The organism is Nostoc edaphicum CCNP1411 (assembly GCF_014023275.1).
GTDB classification, from domain to species: Bacteria; Cyanobacteriota; Cyanobacteriia; order Cyanobacteriales; family Nostocaceae; genus Nostoc; species Nostoc edaphicum_A.
Window position 1 is genome coordinate 2,573,498 of sequence record NZ_CP054698.1, and the last position, 22,001, is coordinate 2,595,498.

The following is a 22,001-nucleotide window of genomic DNA, read 5'->3' on the forward strand; positions in this document are numbered from 1 at the left end:
CTTTCCTATTGCCTATTGCCTATTGCCTATTGCCTGCCTATCGCGCTTGCGCTGCGCTTGTCTGCGACACGCTCCGCGAACGCGCACCACGCAAATCAGTTCAGAAATCAAAGCGGATTCCTACATATAGGACTAATATTTGATTTCTGAAAAAGCTCCGTACATTTGAAGAGTCGCAAAATCAAAGGTAGTGTGCCGGATAAACCACTCAAACATCCATTTGAGATGTGAGAACGAAGGAATCAAGGCACAGAAACGCCGCACCCAGGTTTTAGCTTGTAACCAAATATCCTCAATTGGATTTTGTGACGGGCAATTAGGAGCAAAGCGGACGCAGTGAATTTTCCACTCCTCTTGAGACAAATCTTGGTTTACCTCGCCTAAAAAGTTTTGAACCAGATGTGAACGATGGTAAGAAGCACCATCCCAAAAAGAAGTAATCTTTGATTGGGGGGACTGATCTAATAAATAACGTAGATAATCAATTGTATTTTCTGAGTTACCTGCGTTATACGCTTTTAGTAGTAAGCTTCCCTCCAGATAGTCAACTGCCCCGTAGTATGTCTGTTTGTCTCGTATATTAACAACTCTCACTGCTATTTCTTGGTCAGTTTTTCCCCAGACATACCCACTTAAATCTCCCCACATTAAATGACACTCATCAAGCAGCAATACTCTCAACTTTCCTTCTTCAATTTCCTGCCGATGCCTTGCCAATAGTGTTTCAATCTCTTTTTTTTTTGCAGCAACAGCGTCCTCGTCAGCTTTTGGATTTAAAGAAGTAGTTTTCTTCCAACTAATTCCTGCCGCATCAAATAAGTCATAATAGCTCCGCTTTGACTCATAAGTTACATCATATTCAAAAGCCAATTTATATTCGAGTTCACCAAGTTCCCAACATTCTTTTGTTTGCAACCAACTTAAAACTTCTTCTCGTTGTTGAGCAGTTAAGTAACTTTTTTTTCCCTTGTGGTTCAGGCGCAGTCCCGAAATTCCATCTTCCTCATAAGCTTGCTTCCAGCTTGTTATCGAACCCAGTGACACATCTAAAATTGTTTGAATTTCCTCATACTTGTAGCCTTGATAAACCAATTTGACTGCCAACGCTTTCCTCACCTCACGCGCATCTGGGCGATCATCTATAAATTCTTGTAGTTCTGCGATCGCGGCTTGTAGATGCTGGTTTATCATTGTTAGCTATTAGACAAATATTCTGTCCGTATTATCTCGTAGTTTTTTTCAGAAATCAAATATGATTCCTATAACAGCAAAATTATACCTTCCGGTACTTTTAAAACATCCTCTTAGCTCGACTTTATCCATTTTTCGGCAATGTTCAAGCTGATACTGAAAACTTTGTGTGACGGTAGTTTTACTTTTTCGATTTTAACGAGAATTAGTGATATGGAAAAAGTTTTTGCCGTATCCAGGGAACCAAGTTCTGAATTTGGGATAAAGTCGAGCTTAGTTAAGACTTTAAATGATTAAAACTAAAGTACCTATGAATATTAACCCAGTTCCTAAAATAATCTTCCAGCTTAAGGATTCTCCCAAAAAAATGACTGAAAATAATAAAACTAATACTAAGCTTGATTTATCAATTGGTGCTACAAGAGAGGCTTTTCCGGCTTGTAAGGCTTGGAAGTAAAAAATCCATGATAACCCTGTAGATAGTCCAGATAATAATAAGAAGATCATGGTTTTTTGGGGTATAGCTAAGATATTAACTACATTTCCCTGAAAAAGTACAATCCCCCAAGCAACTACTAAGATGACAACAGTTCGGATTGCTGTTGCTAAATTAGGATTCACATTTTCTATGCCAATTTTGGCAAAGATAGTTGTCAATGCTGCAAAGCCAGCCGAAAATAATGCATATATCCACCATGCTCTGGTGTTGCTTTCCATCTTGCCTCCTGATTCACTAGTCAAAATTAGCAGTGTAATTTAAGCTCATCTTGCTAGCATAAATTACTCATCTGTCAAGTTTGACTTGTTAGGTTCGTAGTTTGCGCTTTGCCGCTTCCCTCTCTTGGTTACTCAGCACTCAAGACTCAGCACTACTGAAGCTATTACTTTCGTCAACTTTGCATTAACTTAACATTAGGAACAAATTTCAACTGTCATAGGTCTTAATTTTAAACATTTTATCAAATTGCTAGCATTACTTTTATGTTAAGCTGGGTATAGTTAGAAAAATGCTGGTAGCATATATTACTAATATTTATCTAGGTTACGAAGCAAGCAATCATATTTGTAATACTAGTACTATCTCGGACTAAAGCTAACACTTTAAAGTAACTAGGATGGGTTCCCCCAGATGAAATCCCCACCTTCTTCAAATTCTTGGAATGGTCGCTTTGTAGGTGATAACCAGCGATACCGTTTAGACAGACGGTTAGGCGGGGGTGGCATGGGAGAAGTCTTCCTAGCAACGGATACCCGTGTTGGTCAACAGGTAGCGTTGAAGTTGCTCAAAGATACGCTGGTGGCATCATTAGAAATGAGAAAGCGTTTTGAGCGTGAAGTGGCAGTTTGTGCTGCTTTGCAAAGTGACCACATTGTTAAGATTAGTGACTGTGGAGTTACCCCAGAAGGTTTTCCATTTTATGTGATGGAATATTTGCGGGGACAAACGCTCAGGCAATTATTGCTGCGCGAAAAGCGGCTATCTGTTGAGCGGACGGTGAAGATTATGGCGCAAGTTTGCAAGGGTTTACAGCTTGCCCATCAGGGAGTGACTCTGCAACGGGAAGGTGGCAAAACCACTGAACATATTCAGGTAATTCACCGCGACCTGAAGCCAGATAATATATTTCTAGTACCTACAGATTTGGGAGAGTGGGTCAAAGTTTTGGATTTTGGTGTTGCCAAAATTCGGAGTGAATCTTCAGAAAATTCCAATATTACAAATATAACTAGTACATTTATCGGTACATTTCGTTACGCACCTCCTGAACAGATCCAAAGCGATCAAAACTTGGATGCTAGAGGTGATATTTACAGCTTAGGGATTATCCTTTATGAAATGCTGAGTGCAGCCGACCCATTTGGAATCAGCATTAAGGGTAGTCATATCAGTGAGGCTTCTTGGGTATTAGCTCATGCTTATGAGCCACCGAAACCACTGCGATCGCAACCAGGCTGTGAGCATTTACCCATACAATTGGAAGCGGTGGTGATGAAATGTCTTCACAAAAACCCAGCAAACCGATTTGCAACCGTAGCAGAACTGAATCAGGCTTTGCAAGCTGCTGCCAAATTTGCCACCGGGACTACTAGTGTACCCGACCAGATTAGTGGGCAATCTTCCTATAATCAAGGTTCAAATAGCGAAACCGTTCCGAGACAATCGAGCGACGACACTATTCTGCGTCCTCCATCTGCATATAATCAGGGTTCAAATCACGAAACCATTCCAAGACAATCGAGCGACGATACTATTCTGCGTCCTCCATCTGCATATAATCAGGGTTCAAATCACGAAACCGTTCCAAGACAATCGAACGACGACACTATTCTGCGTCCTCCATCTGCATATAATCAGGGTTCAAATCACGAAACCATTCCAAGACAATTTAACCCGATTGAGCAAAACCAATCCGAGGAAACCATTCCTCCCCTTCAATCTGGATACAACCAAGGTTCAAATCACGAAACCGTTCCGAGACCATTTAACCCAATTGAGCAAAGTCAACAGAGTCCTGTGAATAATCCGAACGCCAACAAACCGGATGTGACATTGTATCAACCACGACCTGCGTCTAATCAAGGTGGGCAACAAGTGCCACCAGATAAGACATTGTTTCAACCGCGACCTGGGGCTAATCAAAGTGGACAACAAGTGCCACCAGATAAGACTTTGTTCCAACCGCGACCTGGGGCTAATCAAAGCGGACAACGAGTACCACCAGATAAGACATTGTTTCAACCTCGACCTGGGGCTAATCAACGTGGAGAACAAGTACCACCAGATAAGACATTGTTTCAACCGCGACCTGGATCTAGTCAAAGTGGGCAACAAGTGCCACCAGATAGGACATTGTTTCAACCGCGACCTGGATCTAGTCAAAATGGGCAACAAGTGCCGCGAGATGTAACTTTATATCAACCGCGACCAGTATCTAGTCAAGGTAGACAACAAGTGCCAACGGATGACACTATTTACCAACCAAGGCTAAGTGAGCAGCTAGCTACAAGAATTACTCCCAATTTTTTGCGAATCCTGGGAGTGGTCTTTGCCATTGGAATGACTCTGGCATTAGTAACTTTTATATCTACTCAATCGCAATCTGGTAAAGAGCCAAATAAGGAGCAAGGTTTACCTAATAGCGATCAGCGCATTCAGAACTAATCAGCTAATTAGTTATATCAACACTCCATATCCTGTTTCGGTAAAAGAGATTTAAAATCTAGAACAGGGGTTTATCAGGATAAAACTAGCGACATTAATTTATTAAACTACGACATCTAATTTGTGAATGTACAGCTATTTTTTATCAAAACAGAATTCAGGAGTCAGGAGCCAGAATTCAGTTGGGTATTTTGTGCGACTGGCGGATGAATCAAGGGCGTTTTTGCACCCCCACTAAATCGTTCGCGCAGCGTCTCTGAAAGAGAAGATTTAGTGGTCAACAAGACAGTGGGGGATTCAAACCCGCCACTGATAGCGCAGCGTTAGCGAGTCCGCGAGCTTCTTGATTCTAACTCCTGAATTCTGACCTCTGAATTCTTCTTCAAAGTCAGCACTCAGAACCTAGCATTATTTAATGTGACGGATTACTTCAGCAACTGACCAAGCTTGAGCGATCGCACCTCTGGGTGTATGAGGTACATCTCCATCAAAAATCTCAGAAATAGAATCAAGACAAGCGTCCAATAGGAAGTGATCTAGTAGAGGTTGCCAATCAAAAGGCAGCGATTGTTGTGGGTAAAAACGTTGCCAAGCCCGAATGTATGGCCCAATTAGCCAAGCCCAAACAGTGCCTTGATGATAAGCGCGATCGCGTTGCTCTTGGTTGCCCTCGTATTTCCCTTTGTATTCTGGATCTCCTGGATCGAGACTGCGAAGACCATAGGGGGTAAGCAAGCTGGCAGTTGCCAAATCTAATATCTGACACCCTTGCTGAACAGAAAACCCACAATGGTGCAGTGACAGCGCCAAAACGGCATTGGGACGAACTTGGAAATTCCGGCGATCGTCCGGCTCAATAGTATCGTACAAATAGCCCAACTGAGGATTCCAGAACTTTTGCAGCGAGGTTTTCACGTGTTGCGCTTGTTGAGCATAACGCTGTGCTTGCTTGGTGAGACGCACTGGCTCACCAAAATTAAGTTGGCTCAAGCGCTCTGCCCACTGACTCAACCAACATAAAGTAGAATACCACAGCGCATTAATTTCCACTGGCTTCCCGTGACGGTGAGTGACGGGGTGTGAATCAATTACCACATCCATCCAAGTTAGGGCTACACCACGAGCATCCCAACTAATTAGCCCATCAGTAGCATCAACTTGAATATGGAAATGTGTACCACCAACAAATGCTTTGTAGATTTGCTGCACTACGGGGAATTGCTCTGCCAAAAATTCCCAGTCTTGGGTAGCTTCTAAATAAAGTCCTAAAGTTTCAACCCACCACAACGCCGCATCGATACTGTTATAAATTGGTTCACCATTGATATCAGGAAATACATTAGGAATCAAACCCTGGCGACAATAATGCCCAAAAGTCCGTAATACTCCTTTTGCCAAATCAAAGCGCTGGGGAACTAGTGCTAACCCCGGTAAGGAGATTAATGTGTTGCGTCCCCAGTCATTAAACCAGTGATAACCAGCAATGACTGTGGGGCCTGCAATTGAGGCTCGATAGACGATAAACTGATCGCTTGCTTTGAGTAGTTTTTGCCAGATTGGGGATTGAGCATTGGGCATGGGGCATTGGGCATGGGGCATTGGACATTCGTAATTATTCTCCTGCTCCCCTGCTCCCCCGCTCCCTTGTTCCCCTGCCTCTCTGCCTTCCTGACTCCATCCAAAAATCTGTGAGAGCCGTTCTTGCTCTGCCTCCACGGCTTCTGCAAAGGTTTTGGGGGTGAGAACGCCTGACACCGAGTCAGGAAAACCTACTCGTGCCTCTAGAGTCACAGCATCTCCTGGTTGGAGTGTGACTATCAAGTAACCAGGACTATAAAGGTCTTCCTTGTCGCCTAATCCCCGTTTCGTCTCCTCAGACAATCCATAATGCCAATACCAAACAGCATCTGGTTGATAATTTCCTTGTGTCCAGCGCAAGTGCCAAGGTATACCGAAGCGCCCAGAATTGATTGCTTGTAGACAGATTTGCTGTTGCCCTAGCAATTGTGAAAACTTTAATTCTTCACTAGCAGTCTGCTGATGGTGAAAGTCACGTTCTGCTATCAACAGTCGCAACCGTAAAATCGCTGTTTCAGTTCCATCGTAGCGATACTGAATTAAAGTCCTATGGCAAAATTGGGCATGGGCGGCATTGGGCATTGGGCATTGGGCATTAGAGGGGCGGGGTGCGGAGTGCTGAGGAGAGAAATTTTCATCCTGCTCTCTGCTCCCTGCTCCCCTGCTTCTTCCCCAGTCCCCAGTCCCCACCAAGCCATAGGGCATCAACAATTGTCTTGTTAACTGCCAGTTATCTTGTCCCCAAGTCCATTTTGGAACTGGGTTAATATCAAAGCAGCGTAGCAGTTTGTAGCCTGTTGGCTCAATCTGACCGTTACCCCAAAAATTTGTCCCCAGTGCCACAACTTTCCCTAATACTTCTAAGCTAGCTTCTAGGTGCGAAAACAACAGAGTCCGCCCAGAGGGTGGATTTGTAGCGGCAAACAGCCAACCATGATAAGTGCGGGTGCGGACACCAGAAACTGTACCACTGGCAAAACTTCCCAAGCCATTGGTGAGCAACCATTCTCTTGTATCTAAATCAGACATTTGCTACTCAAAATCGTTATGAGTATGATATAGTCGTAACAGATCGTAATTAAACTGTGAGAGCGTGGATGGGTGAGTTTTACTTGACCCAATTTCAACGCTACTAAACCGATAAAGGAGAATTAGGTTAATGTCCCTTACTTACGGAACCGAAGGAAGCCTCCGCGTTGGTCAGCAAGCTCCCGATTTCACAGCAACGGCTGTGGTAGATCAGGAATTTAAGACAATCAAACTTTCCGATTATCGCGGTAAGTATGTCGTCCTGTTTTTCTACCCACTAGACTTTACATTTGTTTGTCCCACTGAAATTACAGCATTTAGCGATCGCTACGAAGAATTCAAGAAAATCAATACAGAAGTCCTTGGGGCTTCCGTTGACAGTGAATTCTCCCACCTCGCTTGGATTCAAACTGATCGTAAGTCTGGTGGCGTCGGCGACCTAAATTATCCTCTAGTCTCCGACATCAAGAAAGAGATTAGCGCCGCTTACAACGTTCTTGACCCAGCAGCTGGCATTGCCTTGCGTGGTCTGTTCATCATCGATAAAGATGGTATCATACAGCACGCCACCATCAACAATCTAGCTTTTGGTCGCAGCGTTGATGAAACCCTGCGGACATTACAAGCAATTCAGTATGTTCAGTCTCACCCCGATGAAGTTTGCCCAGCTGGTTGGCAACCTGGTGACAAGACAATGAACCCTGATCCAGTGAAGTCTAAAGTTTACTTCTCTGCTGTCTAAATTTCCCTAGCTAGCAAACTCTAATCCATCCTGTTGGAGTTGAGAGCAAAATCAATGAAAACCACAGATAAGCAGAGATAAACATTAAACAATGTCAACCTCCGTATTTATCTGTGGTTTTTTCATAAAATGATATTTACATAATCAACGTTAAAAATATATCAGTTTTAACAAAGATTGTGACTTATAAAGTGCCCAAAAGCTTATCCAATAAATCTTTGATCATCCAAAATCTAAAATTTTATTATGCTTACTTCAACTGATTTTAGTGGCTTATTAAATGAGCGATTCTTCCGCAACTTTTTGCCAGTTCCAGCTAGCAATAAACTCAGATTGGGAGTGGGAACACCAGACTTTCAATTGCCAGATATTACCAACGGAGCATTAGTAAAGTTGTCTGATTATAAAGGTAAGCAACCAGTGTTAATTGCCTTTACTCGGATATTTACTGAAAAACAATATTGTCCCTTTTGTTTTCCTCACATTAAAGCTTTAAATGAAAACTACGAACAATTCAAAAATCGCGGTATAGAAGTTTTAATGATTACTAGTACCGATGAACGGCAGAGTCAAATAGTTGTGAGGGATTTAGGTTTAAAAATGCCGTTATTGAGTGATCCTAGCTGTCGAATATTTCGTACTTACCAAGTAGGACAAGCACTGGGAGCGCCTTTGCCAGCACAGTTTGTATTAGATAAACAAGGAAAACTTCGTTACTGGCATTTATTTTCTTTTTTAGATCACAATGCTAGCGTTGAGACATTGTTAGAACAATTCAATTGAATCTAAGGCAAGAGACGCGATGAATCGCCGTCTCTACAATAATCAGTCTTTTGTCTTGGCGGCGATTTATCGCGTCTTTGGGATCTAAAATTTTCATCAAACAACCTTAACCGAACCGTATTGGAGTATAAGGTGTAAGATTGGCAATGTTCGGCCTAATTATAAAGCTGTGAGGTTTTCTAATGCTGACACTTTATCACGCGCCAATTTCTCCCAACTCGCGCCGCGTCTGGATTACTCTGCTGGAAAAAGGACTTGAGTTTGAATTGGTAGAGATAAAACTGAATGGGGAGCAATTTAAACCAGATTTTTTAGCAATTAACCCTTTCCATCACATTCCAGTTTTGGTAGATGATGGCTTTAATGTAGTAGAATCTTTAGCAATTCTGGACTATTTAGAGGCAAAATACCCTACACCTGCGATGTTGCCTAAAGATGCCAAGGATTTAGCGATCGCACGCATGGTACAACTGGTAACAGTGAATGAGCTTTTGCCAGCAACCACCACGTTTTTACCTCAAATATTAGGATTTCCTGGAGCAGATCCAGAAAAAATTGAGCAAGCGAAGCAGAAAATTTCAACAGTGCTGAAGTTTTTTGAAAATTTATTAGATGATCGCCCTTACTTTGGTAGTCAAAACCTCACTCTCACCGAAGTTGTTGCTGGGACTGTAGTACCTTTGATGCCAATGGTAGGCATATCTTTGAGTGAATATCCAAAATTAAATGCTTGGCGCGATCGCTTAATTGTACGTCCATCGTGGCAAACTACCGAGACTACACCGGAAGCAATGGAAGCTTTTAACTATTACGCCGTAAGTCCCCCACTGAATTTGGTACTCCAAATCAGTGGCGGGATATAAGGCGGTTGATAAGGATTGCATCTAATATTAATTTTTTGCATAGCAAAAAGAAATATTAGATGTATGACGAATCAACAATTGTTTTGTTTTAGTGCTTTATCAGAATATATATTTATGGTAAAATAAGCGCATCAAGGAGGTGATGTTGAGTGTTACACAAGGTTGTACAAGTCCGTTTATATCCGTCACTGGAACAGCAAAATCAACTAGCTCAAGCTTTTGGTTGCGCTCGTTGGTGGTGGAACTATGCCCTAAATAAGTCAATTGAAACTTATAAGGAGACGGGGAAAGGACTTAGCCGTGCAGCGCTCAACGCATTTCTTCCTACACTCAAAAAGGCAGAAGGGACGGTGTGGTTGGCTAACTGTTATAGTCAAGTTTTACAGGCTACAACACTCAATTTGACCACAGCATATAAGAACTTTTTTGAGAAACGTGCTGGATTTCCTAAGTTCAAATCCAAGCATAGTAAGCAGTCTATCCAGTATCCTCAAAACGTCAAGATTGTAGATGGGAATGTCAAACTCCCTGGTAATATTGGGATAGTTAAAGCCAAAATACATAGACTCATTGAGGGGAAAATAAAGACTGTTACTGTGAGCAAAACACCCTCTGGGAAATACCTTGCATCTATCCTGACTGAGTTGGATGGTGAAAATCCGGTTATTTTAGAAGGTAAAATTTATGGCATTGATTTAGGACTAAAACACTTTGCTGTCGTAACCGATGGCGAGAAATTATCTTTTTACGATAACCCTAAACACCTTGCAAAACATGAAAAAAATCTCAAGCGTAAGCAAAAGAAATTAGCACGTAAGGTTAAAGGGAGTAATTCAAGAAATAGATATAGAAAAGTTGTTGCTAAAGTATACGAACGAGTTAGTAACTCAAGGCAAGATTTTCTGCATAAACTTAGTTATAAGTTGGTCAGCGATAGCCAAGCTGTCATAGTAGAAAATCTTCATGTCAAGGGCATGGTTTGTAACCACAAATTAGCAAAATCAATATCTGATGCAGGATGGGGAACATTCACTAACTTTTTAGCCTATAAGCTAGAACGCAGAGGTGGAAAGTTGGTTGAGATTGATAGATGGTTCCCCAGTTCTAAGCTTTGCTCTAATTGTTTCTATCAAATAGGTGAAATGCTATTGGATGTCCGTGAGTGGACTTGTCCTCATTGTCATACTCATCATTCGCGGGATGCAAACGCAGCCGCAAATATTAGAGCAGAGGGTATCAGAATGATAAAGGCGGAAGGTTCAGCCGTCTCTGCTGTAGGAGGGGAGGTAAGACCAAAACTAGGGCGAAAGTCCAAGTTGCGGCACTCCCTCGTGATTACAGAAGCCAACACTGTACTTGGTACTCCAAGTCAGTGTGGGTAGTTCACGTCTGTCATGGCGGCCAGAATAGCGCAGCAAAACTCAGGGTGAATTCATCAGCAGTAGAGACGCGAAACAGCACTTTCTGCTGCTTTACAATGCGTCTCTACAAATCCAAAATATTCACAGCCTGACTTGGTTCAAATGACTACGGGGATTATAAGTACGTATAGCGCGGATTTTTTCATAATATTCCCGCTCTTGTTGGCTGAGGTCTTTTGGTGGAACGATCGCCACCTTCACTAACTGATCGCCGCGTCCACCCTTGGCCAGAGGCCAACCTTTGCCACGTAAACGCAGAGATTGACCAGAACGCACCCCTGCTGGTAGCTTGACATTAACTGAACCATCCGGAGTGGGTACATCAATAGATGCTCCCAAAGTAGCTTCATCTGGTGTGATTGCCACTTCGCACATCAAGTTATCGCCTTCCATTTGGAAGAACGAGTGCGGCTGAAGTTCAACTTTTAAGTATAAATCCCCACGTTGTTGAGTCATGGGGTTGATTTGACCTTTGCCCCGCACGCGCAGGCGAGTACCAGTTTTAGAACCAGATGGGATGCGGACATCTATTGTTTCGTTACCTAAACTGAACCGCTTTTGCACACCATTAAATGCTTCAGCAAAAGTTAGAGCGATCGCAGCTTCACTATCCTGGTTAGTACCTGCACCTGCATCTTGAAACCCAAAATCGTTAAAGCCGCCAAAACCACTTGGCGCACCCGTAGGATTACGGGGAGAGTAACTTTGTGAGTAACTTTGTCGCCCACCACGAGGGGCAGCACCACCAAAGCGTCCTAGCAACTCATTAATAAACTCATCAAAATTGCCGTATTGACTGAAGTCAAAGTTACCCATATCGGCACCAACACCGCCAGATGGGAAACCTTCACCAGCTTGTTTCCAATATTGACCGAATTGGTCGTATTTTTTGCGTTTATCTGGATCTGATACAACTTCGTAGGCTTCGCTAACTTCTTTGAAGCGTGCTTCTGCCTGTTTGTTGTTTGGGTTGACATCAGGGTGATATTTGCGGGCTAATTTACGAAAAGCTTGTTTAATTTCCTCTGGACTGGCAGTCTTACTAACTCCCAAAATAGCGTAATAGTCCTTGAAGTCGGTTGCAGCCATCTACCAGCCTCCTATAGAAATTCCCGTTATGTTTTTTTTTAAGATGAGAGATGTTTAATTTGTCTGGTATAGTGCCAAACAAAAAGAATCTGATTTTAAATTAACAAAAAATATATAAAATCAAGTGTGGTTCTCGCTCACCAAGCGATCGCAATTTCCGTACTCTGATTTTTCTGATAAGCGGATCAGGTTATCTAGTCCTTCTTCTAGGCTTGGGGGAGCATCCCGGAGTTGACGGTGCATCCGCAAAATAATTTCTTCTGGAACCTGACGCGATCGCCTTTTATTACGTGCCAAACACAGCCAAACTGGTGTGTCAACCCAAATTCCCGTAATCTGGCTAAAGCCCAAATTACGAGCTAAAGCAATGACCTCACGACGATGGCGGCGCTGGGCGTTGGTGGCGTCGAAAATAGCTGTATTTTCGGTGGAAATAGCTTGCTGAAATTGCCGCTCAATTTCGCGCCAAATCAGCAGCCACGGTCCCTGAACGGCTTGGGAACCAAACAGTTGCCCCCGGATGACATCCGTAGAAATCAGCGACATCTGGGGGCATTCTGCCAGTAATTGTTTTGTCAAAGTTGACTTACCGCTACCTGGAAGACCAATCAGTAATATGAGTGCTGAGTGCTGAGTGCTGAGTGCTGAGTAAGAAGTGAAGAGTGAGGAGTGATTAGATGTTGTACTCATAACTGCTAACTCCTAACTCCTAACTCAGCACTATACTCCTAACTCAGCACTCACAACTCAGCACTCAGCACTATTAAATGATGGTTCCATCAGGAATTACAGCATTTTTCAGCACGACGACGATGCCACTGCGGATGTAGAAACCTTGATTTTCCCGTTCAGCTTCTTGCACGTTATCTTTATTAATAATTTTGACATCGTGACCGATGCTGGCGTTTTTATCGATGATGGCACCGCGAATAATCGAGTCAGTACCAATACCTACAGGAACGTCACCTTTTTCTACATTGCATTGGCGTTCCACAGAAGGTTGATAAAAATCTGCACCCATGATCAAAGATTCTTCAATGACACAGCCAGATTCAATCCGCGATCGCACTCCTAAAACTGAATGTTGAATGCGGCAATTTTTCAAAATACAACCTTCGCCGATAATTGATTCTGTTACCTGGCAATCTAATAGTTTACTTGGAGGTAAGTAGCGAGCGCGGGTATAAATTGGAGCCTTTTCGTCGTAGAAACTAAAAGGTGGCAGGGGCTGCTGAGTCAAGGCTAAATTAGCATGATAAAATGCTTCAATTGTTCCAATATCTTCCCAGTAATCATCAAAAAGGTAAGCTTGAACGTTGTAATCTTTAGAGGCATCTGGAATAATTTCTTTACCGAAATCAGTCCTTTCTGTACCTTCTCTCAACAACTTGAACAAAACCTCTTTCTTAAAGACATAAATCCCCATTGAGGCGATGTAAGGCTGTTGCTTGGCTTGTTCTTTTGATAATCCCAGTACACTTGTATCAACTTGCATTTGGGTTAATGCTTCGCCTTTAGGTTTTTCGCTAAAATCAATTACCCTACCGGAGTCATCGATTTTCATCAAACCAAAATCTGAGGCGCGGCGCTCATCGATGGGGATGACTGAGAGAGTAATATCAGCCCCCGTTTCCCTATGGCGCTGGATAAAGTGGCGATAATCCATGCGGTAGAGGTGATCGCCTGAGAGAATTAGATATTCTTCTACATCCCATTCTTCCATTAACCACAGATACTGACGCACTGCATCGGCTGTACCTTGGAACCAGTTAGGGTTTTCTGGCGTTTGTTGTGCAGCTAGTACTTCCACAAAGCCTTCGTTGAAGCCAGTAAAGTTGTAGGTACGGGCGATGTGACGATTCAGAGAAGCTGAGTTGAATTGTGTCAGGACGTAGATTTTGAATATTTCGGAATTTATGCAGTTACTGACAGGGATATCGATTAAGCGGTACTTCCCCGCTACTGGTACTGCTGGTTTAGCGCGTAGTTTGGTTAGCGGGTAAAGCCGAGTACCCGCGCCACCACCAAGAATGATTGATAAAACTTTTTTCACAAAATTTCTCCCAGCTGCCTTTCAACTCTCACTCTCAGTTTAGGACTGTCTGCCACCACAAGTAAGGGGGGATCAAATATTCTCAGGGATGAATTTTACAAAATGCTGCTGAGGATGGATAGTGCTGCTAGCAAATAAATAAATAGAACATTTGTATTAATTGGATGATCATGGCTGTGCCAACACCTTCGGTGAAGGCTACACCCTAGAAATCAAGAAAGCATTGTATCAAACATTGAAGCTACCTAAACTTTTTCTCATACTTAGTAAATGCAATTGTTGCGATCGCTTCAAATACTTCACCCAAGATTCCTCTGACAACTGGGAAATAGCATTTGCTGACAGTGTTGCTGTGAAAATATCTTTGCCACTAGTAACATCATTAACGCCCAAACTTTCTAAAACAGCGATCGCACCAGAATCTAAAATTGGTTCAGTATGGATGAAAACCCCTAAACTAGTTTCTTCTGGATCTTGAACATCATTCAGCGCTGTAGCAAGAGCGGCATCTAGTTTCTGATAATTCATCAGCAACTCCTTAGTAAAGATGGTAGGCAATTTATGCCTACCCTAACCTATCAAATTTATAGGTTATTATCGCCTATCCTTGTACAGAAATAATATCCACCTTTCTCAGTCTAATTACAGATTTAAAGCGTTAATCACTCCATAACCCCATTTGTCATCAAATGTGCCTGCGGGTTTTCCGGGAATGGCACTATTTTTACGTAGCAAGTCTTTCACAGCAGCCGGATCAAGTTTGGGATCGCGCTGCAACAGCAGTGCCACTAACCCACTCACAAACGGTGTCGCCATACTAGTACCAGCTTGCACCACAAACTTGGAATTAATCATCGATGAGCGGTCAAAATTTGCATCGGCAGAAAGCGTGGAAATAATCATTGCTCCTGGTGCTGCTACGTCGGGCTTGTGTCCATCATTCCGTAGTGGCCCTTCACTACTAAATTCCGAAATAGTATGTAATTCTAAGCCCATTTCTCGCACTTGGTTATCAATATCTGTGTATCTGGTTTTAGTTGTATAGGCGGCAACTGTAATTGCACTGCTGGCGGTTCCTGGTGAACCAATTTTTACTGCATCCTTCACGCTTTTACCTGTGAAAAACACTGACGAAGTGTCATCTAGTGTCCACACATCTAAACGTGCATCAGTAGAAGAAGTGTTGCGGACTCGTAGCTGCCAAACACCTCCCATTACTTGTGAGGGGCCAATACCACGTATTTGCACAAAGAAATTATGGTCGCTGTTGGCTTGATCTGGCCCTGGTGTCGCTAATTGCACCCGTGCATCTGGTAACTGGTAATCTTGTGCGGCGTTGCCGTCAGTAATGATTTTTTGGAAGGGGGTGACAAAACCGTTAGGACTCCGTACAGACACTTCCAATTCGCTGTCTTTGGCATACCAAGCGTTTAACCAAACTATGCCTACTTGATTCAAAGGAACATTAAAGCGCATACCACGGGTGCGTCCACTGGGTATCGTCGCTTGTCCATGAATGTTATCGTTTCCTTCGTTACCCGCAGCACAGCAAACAATTCTTCCAGGGCCAGTTTCGGCGTCAATGACTTTTGAAAGTGAATCACTACCGTCATGGGCATCAGCGTGTCCACCCAAGCTGAGATTTACTACTGCTGGGCGTCCCAACTCTCTAGCAATTCGGAAAATGTAGCGGACGCCATCAGCAATGTGGGCATCCTGTAAATCTGATCTGACGACAACTAATTCCGCTTCTGGTGCGACACCGCCATAGCTAGCATCAGCACCGGCGGCAATTCCAGCAACGTGAGTACCATGACCGCTAGTATCCTGAGAAACTGTCAGTTGCGCTCCCGTAAATTCAGCCCCATAGCCGCCCTCTGCGACTCCTGGGCCTGGCAGTGTTTGATCCCAAATGTGTAAAATTCGTCCAGCAAAGGCGGGGTGTTTCGGATCAATGCCACTGTCTATAATGCCGATGATTACTCCTTTACCAGTCAATCCGGTTTTATTTTTGAACTCCGGTAGTTTGACTTTTTCTAGTGCAGTGTCCATCCTCAAATGAAGTTTGCGTGATGGCTTAATTCGCTGAATCACATCTTCTTCAGATAAGACATCTAAACTATCTAATGGTAAGAAAGCTGTTCGCACACTTCCAGAATTTTGATTGACTTCTATATTATATTGTGATAAGTAACTTAAGTCTGCATCAGGGTCGCAGTAGATAAAAACGACACTCTTAGTGGGTTTGACTGGACTTTTGTGGGCAATGATGCCAAGCGATCGCTTGTGTGTAACTAAAGCTTGATCTCCTTCATGTTGATAGTCTTGAAATGCCAAAAGTAGTCCGGGAGAAAGTTTTTCGTGTCTCATTGTTACCTCAAATTCAATTTATTTACTGAAAGCAAAGTAGTTATTTTAGTAAGACCAGCCGCTCTAGATCGTAGTTTTTTGGACTTGATTATTTGATGCGACTATAGTTATCTATTTTTTTTCATAGATAACATCAAATAAGCTTAGGAGGCGGTAAGTTCTTCCTAAGACAATTGCTCATTAATAACTCATATTCCTGAATTATGTCTCCTTAATAGCGATTTGCTGTGGCTCGCGAGACATCTTTGAGCAGCTGCATCTAGGAATTACCCAAAACTGGGGTAACAGGTAATTTGTATGAAGCTATTAAACTAATCCAAGGTCTGCCTAAATCATTACGGACAAAGTGAAGAAAAATAAAAAGGGGCATGGGGCATGGGGCATGGGGCATGGGGCATGGGAGGTGCAGTATGTCAGTTATTTTTCTAATGACAAATGACAAATGACAAATGACAAATGACAAATGACAAATGACAAATTACAGATTCTCTATCATAAGTAAGAGCCATAAAGAAGCTAATATTTGCAACGATCGCTTCTGAACGTACAAAAAGTTATTCATGCAAATTCAAACACCAGACTGGGTAAAGCACGCTGTTTTCTACCAAATCTTCCCAGATCGCTTTGCTAGAAGTAAAAAGCCGCGCAAACGGCTGTTGCACGAAGCCCGTTGGGAAGATTGGGATGCTATGCCAACCCTCCAGGGTTATAAAGGCGGCGATTTATGGGGCATCATGGAAGGTTTAGACTACATCCAGGATTTGGGGGTTAACGCGATTTACTTCACACCCATTTTTCAATCCGCCAGCAATCATCGCTATCATACCCACGATTATTACCAAGTTGACCCGATGTTAGGGGGCAACGAAGCTTTTAAAGAATTGCTCGATGCAGCCCATCAACGGAATATCAAAGTCGTTCTGGATGGGGTGTTTAACCATTCCAGCCGGGGGTTTTTCTTTTTCCATGACGTTTTAGAGAATGGGCCCCATTCCCCTTGGGTAAATTGGTTCAAAATTGAAGGCTGGCCTTTAGCACCGTACACTGGTGATTTACCTGCCAATTACGGGGGTTGGGCTGGAAATCGTGCTTTGCCAGAATTTAACCACGACAATCCAGAAGTGCGGGAATACATTATGGAGATTGCCGAATATTGGATTAAATTCGGCATCGACGGTTGGCGATTAGATGTACCATTTGAAATAAAAACTCCTGGTTTTTGGCAGGAATTTCGCGATCGCACTAAAGCCATCAATCCCGAAGCTTACATTGTGGGCGAAGTGTGGGGAGATTCCCGCCAGTGGTTGGATGGGACACAATTTGACGGGGTGATGAATTATCTATTTACCGGGCCAACAATTGCCTTTGCAGCTGGCGATCGCGTAGTCTTAGAACAAGTCCAAAGCCGTGACTATCAACCTTATCCACCTTTATTTGCTGCCGAGTACGCCACCAAGATTCAGGAAGTACTGCAACTTTACCCGTGGGAAATTCAGCTAACTCAACTCAATTTACTCGCTAGTCACGATACAGCCCGATTGATGACCATTGCAGGCGACGATATAGCCAGTGTGGAATTGTCAACTCTACTGCTACTCACCTTTCCTGGTGCCCCTAGTATTTACTATGGTGATGAAGTTGGTTTACCTGGTGGCATAGATCCCGACTCGCGCCGTGGCTTTCCTTTAGAGAGTAAATGGAATCAAGAAATTTTCAATACTCATCGTCAATTAATTGCCCTGCGCCAAACTTACCCAGCCCTACGTACAGGCGATTACCAAGTCCTCCATGCTCAAGGACAACTTTATATCTTTGCGCGAACTCTGGGAACAGAGGAGTTGATAATTGCCGTCAACGCTGGTACAAGTTCGGCAACAGCAAATGCAGATATCGCCAGTTTGCGTACTCAACCCAACAAGCTGTTATATGGCACTGCTGAAGTTGAGTGGAATAGTGAAGGAGAAACTCAGCAGTTGTCGTTGACTGTTCCTGCACGCAGTGGGTGCATCCTGAGAGTAGGGTGATGAAGGGAAATACAGTTCGGTTAAGGCAAGAGACGCGATAAATCGCCGTCAAGACGAAAGATTGATCCTTGTAGAGACGGCGATTTATCGCGTCTTTGGATCTATAATTTTCATCAAAAAACCTTAACCAAACCGTATTGGGATGAGGATAATAACCAATGCCCAATGCCCAATTCCCAATGCCCAATGCCCTTACTTCCCTGCCACCATTGCAGGCATCAACACCGCATCAATAATATGGATCACGCCATTGTCTGTAAGAATATCTGTTTTGAGGACATTGGCGTTATTCACCTTAAATTTACCGTCGGCAGATTCAATGGCTACAATTGACCCTTCAAGTGTCTCTGCCTCATTAATCTGTACTAAGTCATCAGAGCGAACATCCCCGCTAACGATGTGATACGCCACAATTTTCTTTAGCTTGGGGATATCTTGTAGTAACGAATCTAAAGTTCCCTTTGGCAGCTTGGCAAAGGCTTCGTCAGTTGGTGCAAATAGTGTGAAAGAACCAGGACTTTTCAAAATTTCTATGAGATTTGCAGCTTTAGCAGCCTTCACCAGGGTATTGAAGTTTCCCGCGTTGACAGCAGTTTCCACAAGGTCAGCCATAAGGATGTGTGACTTTAGTCAGGTAATATTATTTATAAGTAATTTATAGTGACTTAAACACTCTCAACCTCTATCAAGAGAGAGGTTGCTAGCAATTAAACACACAGCAGTAGATTTATCAGTACTGCTACACTGGAGAGTAACCCCAAAAACCACTGATTATGCTAAAGCGTTCTAAGTTCGAGACAACTCAATCTCAGATTATGCACCGTTCTGAGGATCTGATTAGTGCAGCCTCAAATCGTTACCGCATTACGGTTCAGGTGGCAAATCGTGCTAAACGTCGGCGTTATGAAGACTTTGAAAGTAACGAAGATGCGATGATGAAGCCAGTGCTAAGGGCAATTATTGAAATGTCCGATGAGTTGACTCAGCCAGAAATTATCGGCGAACTATAAAAATAGTTCTGAGTTGAGAGTGCTGTTAGCGGATAGCTAGGGTTAAGCCAGTGCTGAGTGAAAATGCAGTGTGATAGCACTCTCATTTCAAAATATCGTTTTATGAAAAAGAAAAAACTTCTACCTAGATCAATACTCTCAAAACTTGGAACTCCGCATTCACTACTCTTTACCTTAATGGTAGTAGGTGTAATTCTTGTGGGTTCAAGAACGGGCAAATCAATACATAGAAATTTATTTAGTATCCAACCTGCATACGCGCAGAGAATCACTCCTAGCGATGTTTGGCAGGTGGTATATCAGCAATTGCCAGATTTCCCACGGGAAAATAACTATATCAGCAAAGAAAATGGGAAAGTTGCCGAAAACAACACCCTGGTAAATCGCCTGATTAGATATCACATTTATACCAAAGGGCGGGCCCCAACTTATCGGTTGGATTGGAAGCTGACTTTAGCTGATTACCTGGGTGCGAATGAAATTATGTATGATGCTAGCTATCCAGGGAATGATTCACTGCGGGAAAATCCTCTAGAAGGCGATCGCAAAACCATCACAAGTCTCACCCGCAGCCAGCGAGATGCTCTAGTACAAGTATTAGTGAATATATTTAATCCTCCTGTCCCAAATACCTTATCCCCTAGCCCCAATATCGCACCGAGTCCTAGTACATCAACTACCCCACAGCCATCCCAAGGGGGAGGTGCCGACTTACTAAGATAACGAGAGAGTTATTAATTCCTAACTTTTTATGGAACGCGTTGTCAAAAGCGGATTTGGTTGGCGCATTGGCTGGAACCCTGATGCATTCGAATTTAAAGGTTTAGTCGGTACAGATGATTGGGCAATTGAGTTAAACGAAGCCGAGTTGAATGATTTTTGCCGTCTATTAGCCCAGCTAGCAGACACCATGAAGCAACTCGCAACTGAATTAATGGAGGAGGAAAAAATTGCTTGTGAAGCCGAAAGCGATTTATTATGGATGGAGGTGGAAGGCTATTCTCATGCTTACAGTTTGCGCTTCATCTTGAATACAGGGCGATGTGTAGAAGGTAAATGGGATGCTTCTGCTGTTCCAGATTTACTGCAAGCTACTGGGATGCTGAAGGTTTTTTAAATTTACCTCTTGATTATTCTAGAGTTTTGCTATATGATAGTAATTCTGACCGGGGCGTAGCGCAGCTTGGTAGCGCGCCACTTTGGGGTAGTGGAGGTCGTGGGTTCGAATCCCGCCGCTCCGATTGATGATAAGCCATACCTGCTAGTCTTTTTAAAAGAACTGGCGGGCTTTTTCATGGCTTTTTACCTGAAAAGCTTGATCTAACCATACCAATTACTTGCTACACAAAATATAACATCCTTCATTTACCTTATAGGTTACTTTTTTTAGCCACTCAACCACAGCGATCGCGATAACGCTAGCACGCCCAAGATGCTCCTTTGGCACAAGCTAGTACTGGAAAAGCACCACAGATAAAGCAGGTGATCAAGCAAGATTAATTAGTGGTGCGATCGCAAGTGTATTTACCTGAACTCGACGTAGTTGTAAGTTCTGTAGGGCGTACCCATGTCTGCAAACGATCCTCTAAAATTCTGGAGAAAAACGTGTCACCGCGATTTGTGTAATCCAGTAACAATCGCAAATAACGTGGAAACGGCTAGAAAAAACAGTGTAGAAACTACAAACAATAGTTGAAGGTCGAAGTTTCGTCAATTATCTGGGAATCCAGATTGATGTCCTCTAAATAGGCTAAAACCCACATTAGGATAGACTTAGAAACAAAGGTATAATTTTCTCTACGAGGAGTAATATAGCAATAGTAAAAGTAAATGGTCAATAAAAAATGGGCTGTCAAACGACTGACAGTAAATCTTACATCAACAGAAGCGCAGAAACTAGAAGAATACTGTGCAAAAACAGGAAGACCCGCTACTGATGTGATTCGGGAATTGCTGCGTTCTTTAGAGGTTCAGAATGCGGAAGTATGTGAAAAGCCGCCATATTCTGAAGTTTCGGAATTAGCTAGGCTTCAAAAATAAATCAAGATAAATGTGCTGGACGGTCGTTTTTTTGATTACGCGAAATCTTGGCAAAATTATGACCAAATCGAGTTGTCTGTTCCAATCTGGCATTTAATAATCCATCTTGGTTTGTAATATAGTTAGGGATTCCTGTTCCTACGCAAGTAAGTTCAGGAATCAAATCGAGTTCCTATATATATAAATAATTTGGCTTAGTTACTTAGTCGGTTATAACTACTGAATTTTTGATACGATAATAGCAATAAATACAGCAAGACCTAGCGCTCTCCGAAAATAATTAACGCCTTGAAATAATTCCAGCCACGCCCAAGTAAACAAGGAGCCATTTGCCAGTACGTCTAATACTATATTAATTTTGCCACTTGTAAAAATTAGGGCTAGTAAACTAGTTACTATCCAAACAATAAGCGGTAAATTTGGCATCTGTGCCAAAACAATTTTGCCATCGCTGTCACGGAAGGTTTTATCAACTAATGTATTTTCCATTATTTGAAATCGCCACTTAGCTAAAGGTTATTAATCTACAAAAATTACCGGATGGTTTATTGGTCAGAGGATGTTTTCAAAGTCATCTCGTCAGTAGTAAAACTTATATATATCCCTAAATTCCCCTTAAATTTGATTCTTTTCCCCCTTTTGAAG

General features: G+C 42.8%; 20 protein-coding genes and 1 tRNA gene. 11 read left to right on the forward strand and 10 right to left on the reverse strand.

Features of this window, described 5'->3' with window-relative positions; translation table 11 throughout:
* Positions 1 to 132 precede the first annotated feature (132 nt).
* Positions 133 to 1,191, reverse strand: coding sequence for an IS630 family transposase (locus HUN01_RS13205; RefSeq protein WP_338044505.1), 1,059 nt, complete (start codon positions 1,189 to 1,191; stop codon positions 133 to 135).
* Positions 1,192 to 1,476: 285 nt separating this feature from the next.
* Positions 1,477 to 1,908, reverse strand: coding sequence for an EamA family transporter (locus HUN01_RS13210; protein ID WP_181931659.1), 432 nt, complete (start codon positions 1,906 to 1,908; stop codon positions 1,477 to 1,479).
* A gap of 412 nt (positions 1,909 to 2,320) precedes the next feature.
* On the opposite strand from HUN01_RS13210, the gene HUN01_RS13215 reads away from it, so the two are divergent.
* Entirely contained in the window at positions 2,321 to 4,354 is a 2,034-nt protein-coding gene (locus tag HUN01_RS13215; protein WP_181931660.1) for a serine/threonine protein kinase, read from the forward strand.
* A 408-nt stretch (positions 4,355 to 4,762) separates the two neighbouring features.
* On the opposite strand, the gene HUN01_RS13220 is transcribed toward HUN01_RS13215, so the two are convergent.
* Positions 4,763 to 6,961, reverse strand: coding sequence for an amylo-alpha-1,6-glucosidase (locus tag HUN01_RS13220; RefSeq protein ID WP_181931661.1), 2,199 nt, complete (start codon positions 6,959 to 6,961; stop codon positions 4,763 to 4,765).
* A 130-nt stretch (positions 6,962 to 7,091) separates the two neighbouring features.
* Here HUN01_RS13220 and HUN01_RS13225 point away from each other — a divergent pair, with 130 nt between their 5' ends.
* From HUN01_RS13225 to HUN01_RS13240, 4 genes are all read left to right on the forward strand, one after another.
* Positions 7,092 to 7,703 (forward strand): peroxiredoxin, encoded by a 612-nt coding sequence (locus tag HUN01_RS13225; RefSeq protein WP_069068387.1) that lies wholly within the window; start codon positions 7,092 to 7,094, stop codon positions 7,701 to 7,703.
* A gap of 246 nt (positions 7,704 to 7,949) precedes the next feature.
* Positions 7,950 to 8,486, forward strand: coding sequence for a peroxiredoxin family protein (locus HUN01_RS13230; protein WP_181931662.1), 537 nt, complete (start codon positions 7,950 to 7,952; stop codon positions 8,484 to 8,486).
* 182 nt (positions 8,487 to 8,668) lie between these two features.
* Complete coding sequence (locus HUN01_RS13235; RefSeq protein ID WP_181931663.1) at positions 8,669 to 9,349, forward strand: glutathione S-transferase family protein; 681 nt, start codon at positions 8,669 to 8,671, stop codon at positions 9,347 to 9,349.
* 149 nt (positions 9,350 to 9,498) lie between these two features.
* Entirely contained in the window at positions 9,499 to 10,731 is a 1,233-nt protein-coding gene (locus tag HUN01_RS13240; RefSeq protein ID WP_181931664.1) for an RNA-guided endonuclease InsQ/TnpB family protein, read from the forward strand.
* A 120-nt stretch (positions 10,732 to 10,851) separates the two neighbouring features.
* On the opposite strand, the gene HUN01_RS13245 is transcribed toward HUN01_RS13240, so the two are convergent.
* The 5 genes from HUN01_RS13245 to HUN01_RS13265 all read right to left on the reverse strand — a co-directional run bounded on the left by HUN01_RS13245 (position 10,852) and on the right by HUN01_RS13265 (position 16,282).
* A complete protein-coding gene (locus HUN01_RS13245) occupies positions 10,852 to 11,859 on the reverse strand; it encodes a DnaJ C-terminal domain-containing protein (RefSeq protein ID WP_181931665.1) in 1,008 nt (335 codons plus the stop codon).
* Positions 11,860 to 11,979: 120 nt separating this feature from the next.
* Positions 11,980 to 12,549 (reverse strand): AAA family ATPase, encoded by a 570-nt coding sequence (locus HUN01_RS13250; RefSeq protein ID WP_181931666.1) that lies wholly within the window; start codon positions 12,547 to 12,549, stop codon positions 11,980 to 11,982.
* Between the two features lie 73 nt (positions 12,550 to 12,622).
* Complete coding sequence (locus HUN01_RS13255; RefSeq protein WP_181931667.1) at positions 12,623 to 13,912, reverse strand: glucose-1-phosphate adenylyltransferase; 1,290 nt, start codon at positions 13,910 to 13,912, stop codon at positions 12,623 to 12,625.
* A gap of 228 nt (positions 13,913 to 14,140) precedes the next feature.
* Positions 14,141 to 14,440, reverse strand: coding sequence for a hypothetical protein (locus HUN01_RS13260; protein WP_181931668.1), 300 nt, complete (start codon positions 14,438 to 14,440; stop codon positions 14,141 to 14,143).
* Positions 14,441 to 14,554: 114 nt separating this feature from the next.
* A complete protein-coding gene (locus HUN01_RS13265; RefSeq protein ID WP_181931669.1) occupies positions 14,555 to 16,282 on the reverse strand; it encodes a S8 family peptidase in 1,728 nt (575 codons plus the stop codon).
* A 560-nt stretch (positions 16,283 to 16,842) separates the two neighbouring features.
* Here HUN01_RS13265 and HUN01_RS13270 point away from each other — a divergent pair.
* The gene (locus tag HUN01_RS13270) at positions 16,843 to 18,306 is read left to right on the forward strand and encodes a glycoside hydrolase family 13 protein (RefSeq protein WP_181931670.1); all 1,464 of its coding nucleotides are present in this window, start codon (positions 16,843 to 16,845) and stop codon (positions 18,304 to 18,306) included.
* Positions 18,307 to 18,498: 192 nt separating this feature from the next.
* Here HUN01_RS13270 and HUN01_RS13275 read toward each other — a convergent pair whose 3' ends face one another.
* Positions 18,499 to 18,918 (reverse strand): fasciclin domain-containing protein, encoded by a 420-nt coding sequence (locus HUN01_RS13275; RefSeq protein WP_069068378.1) that lies wholly within the window; start codon positions 18,916 to 18,918, stop codon positions 18,499 to 18,501.
* Positions 18,919 to 19,079: 161 nt separating this feature from the next.
* On the opposite strand from HUN01_RS13275, the gene HUN01_RS13280 reads away from it, so the two are divergent.
* The 5 genes from HUN01_RS13280 to HUN01_RS13300 all read left to right on the forward strand — a co-directional run bounded on the left by HUN01_RS13280 (position 19,080) and on the right by HUN01_RS13300 (position 21,356).
* Positions 19,080 to 19,316, forward strand: a complete 237-nt coding sequence (locus HUN01_RS13280) for a DNA-directed RNA polymerase subunit omega (protein ID WP_069068377.1) — start codon at positions 19,080 to 19,082, stop codon at positions 19,314 to 19,316.
* 177 nt (positions 19,317 to 19,493) lie between these two features.
* Positions 19,494 to 20,039 (forward strand): hypothetical protein, encoded by a 546-nt coding sequence (locus HUN01_RS13285; RefSeq protein WP_238846378.1) that lies wholly within the window; start codon positions 19,494 to 19,496, stop codon positions 20,037 to 20,039.
* A 28-nt stretch (positions 20,040 to 20,067) separates the two neighbouring features.
* Positions 20,068 to 20,433 (forward strand): DUF1818 family protein, encoded by a 366-nt coding sequence (locus tag HUN01_RS13290; RefSeq protein WP_181931672.1) that lies wholly within the window; start codon positions 20,068 to 20,070, stop codon positions 20,431 to 20,433.
* Positions 20,434 to 20,483: 50 nt separating this feature from the next.
* A tRNA-Pro gene (locus HUN01_RS13295) sits at positions 20,484 to 20,557 on the forward strand.
* A gap of 589 nt (positions 20,558 to 21,146) precedes the next feature.
* Positions 21,147 to 21,356, forward strand: a complete 210-nt coding sequence (locus HUN01_RS13300; RefSeq protein ID WP_181931673.1) for a ribbon-helix-helix domain-containing protein — start codon at positions 21,147 to 21,149, stop codon at positions 21,354 to 21,356.
* Positions 21,357 to 21,572: 216 nt separating this feature from the next.
* On the opposite strand, the gene HUN01_RS13305 is transcribed toward HUN01_RS13300, so the two are convergent.
* Positions 21,573 to 21,845, reverse strand: a complete 273-nt coding sequence (locus HUN01_RS13305) for a hypothetical protein (RefSeq protein ID WP_181931674.1) — start codon at positions 21,843 to 21,845, stop codon at positions 21,573 to 21,575.
* Positions 21,846 to 22,001 lie beyond the last annotated feature (156 nt).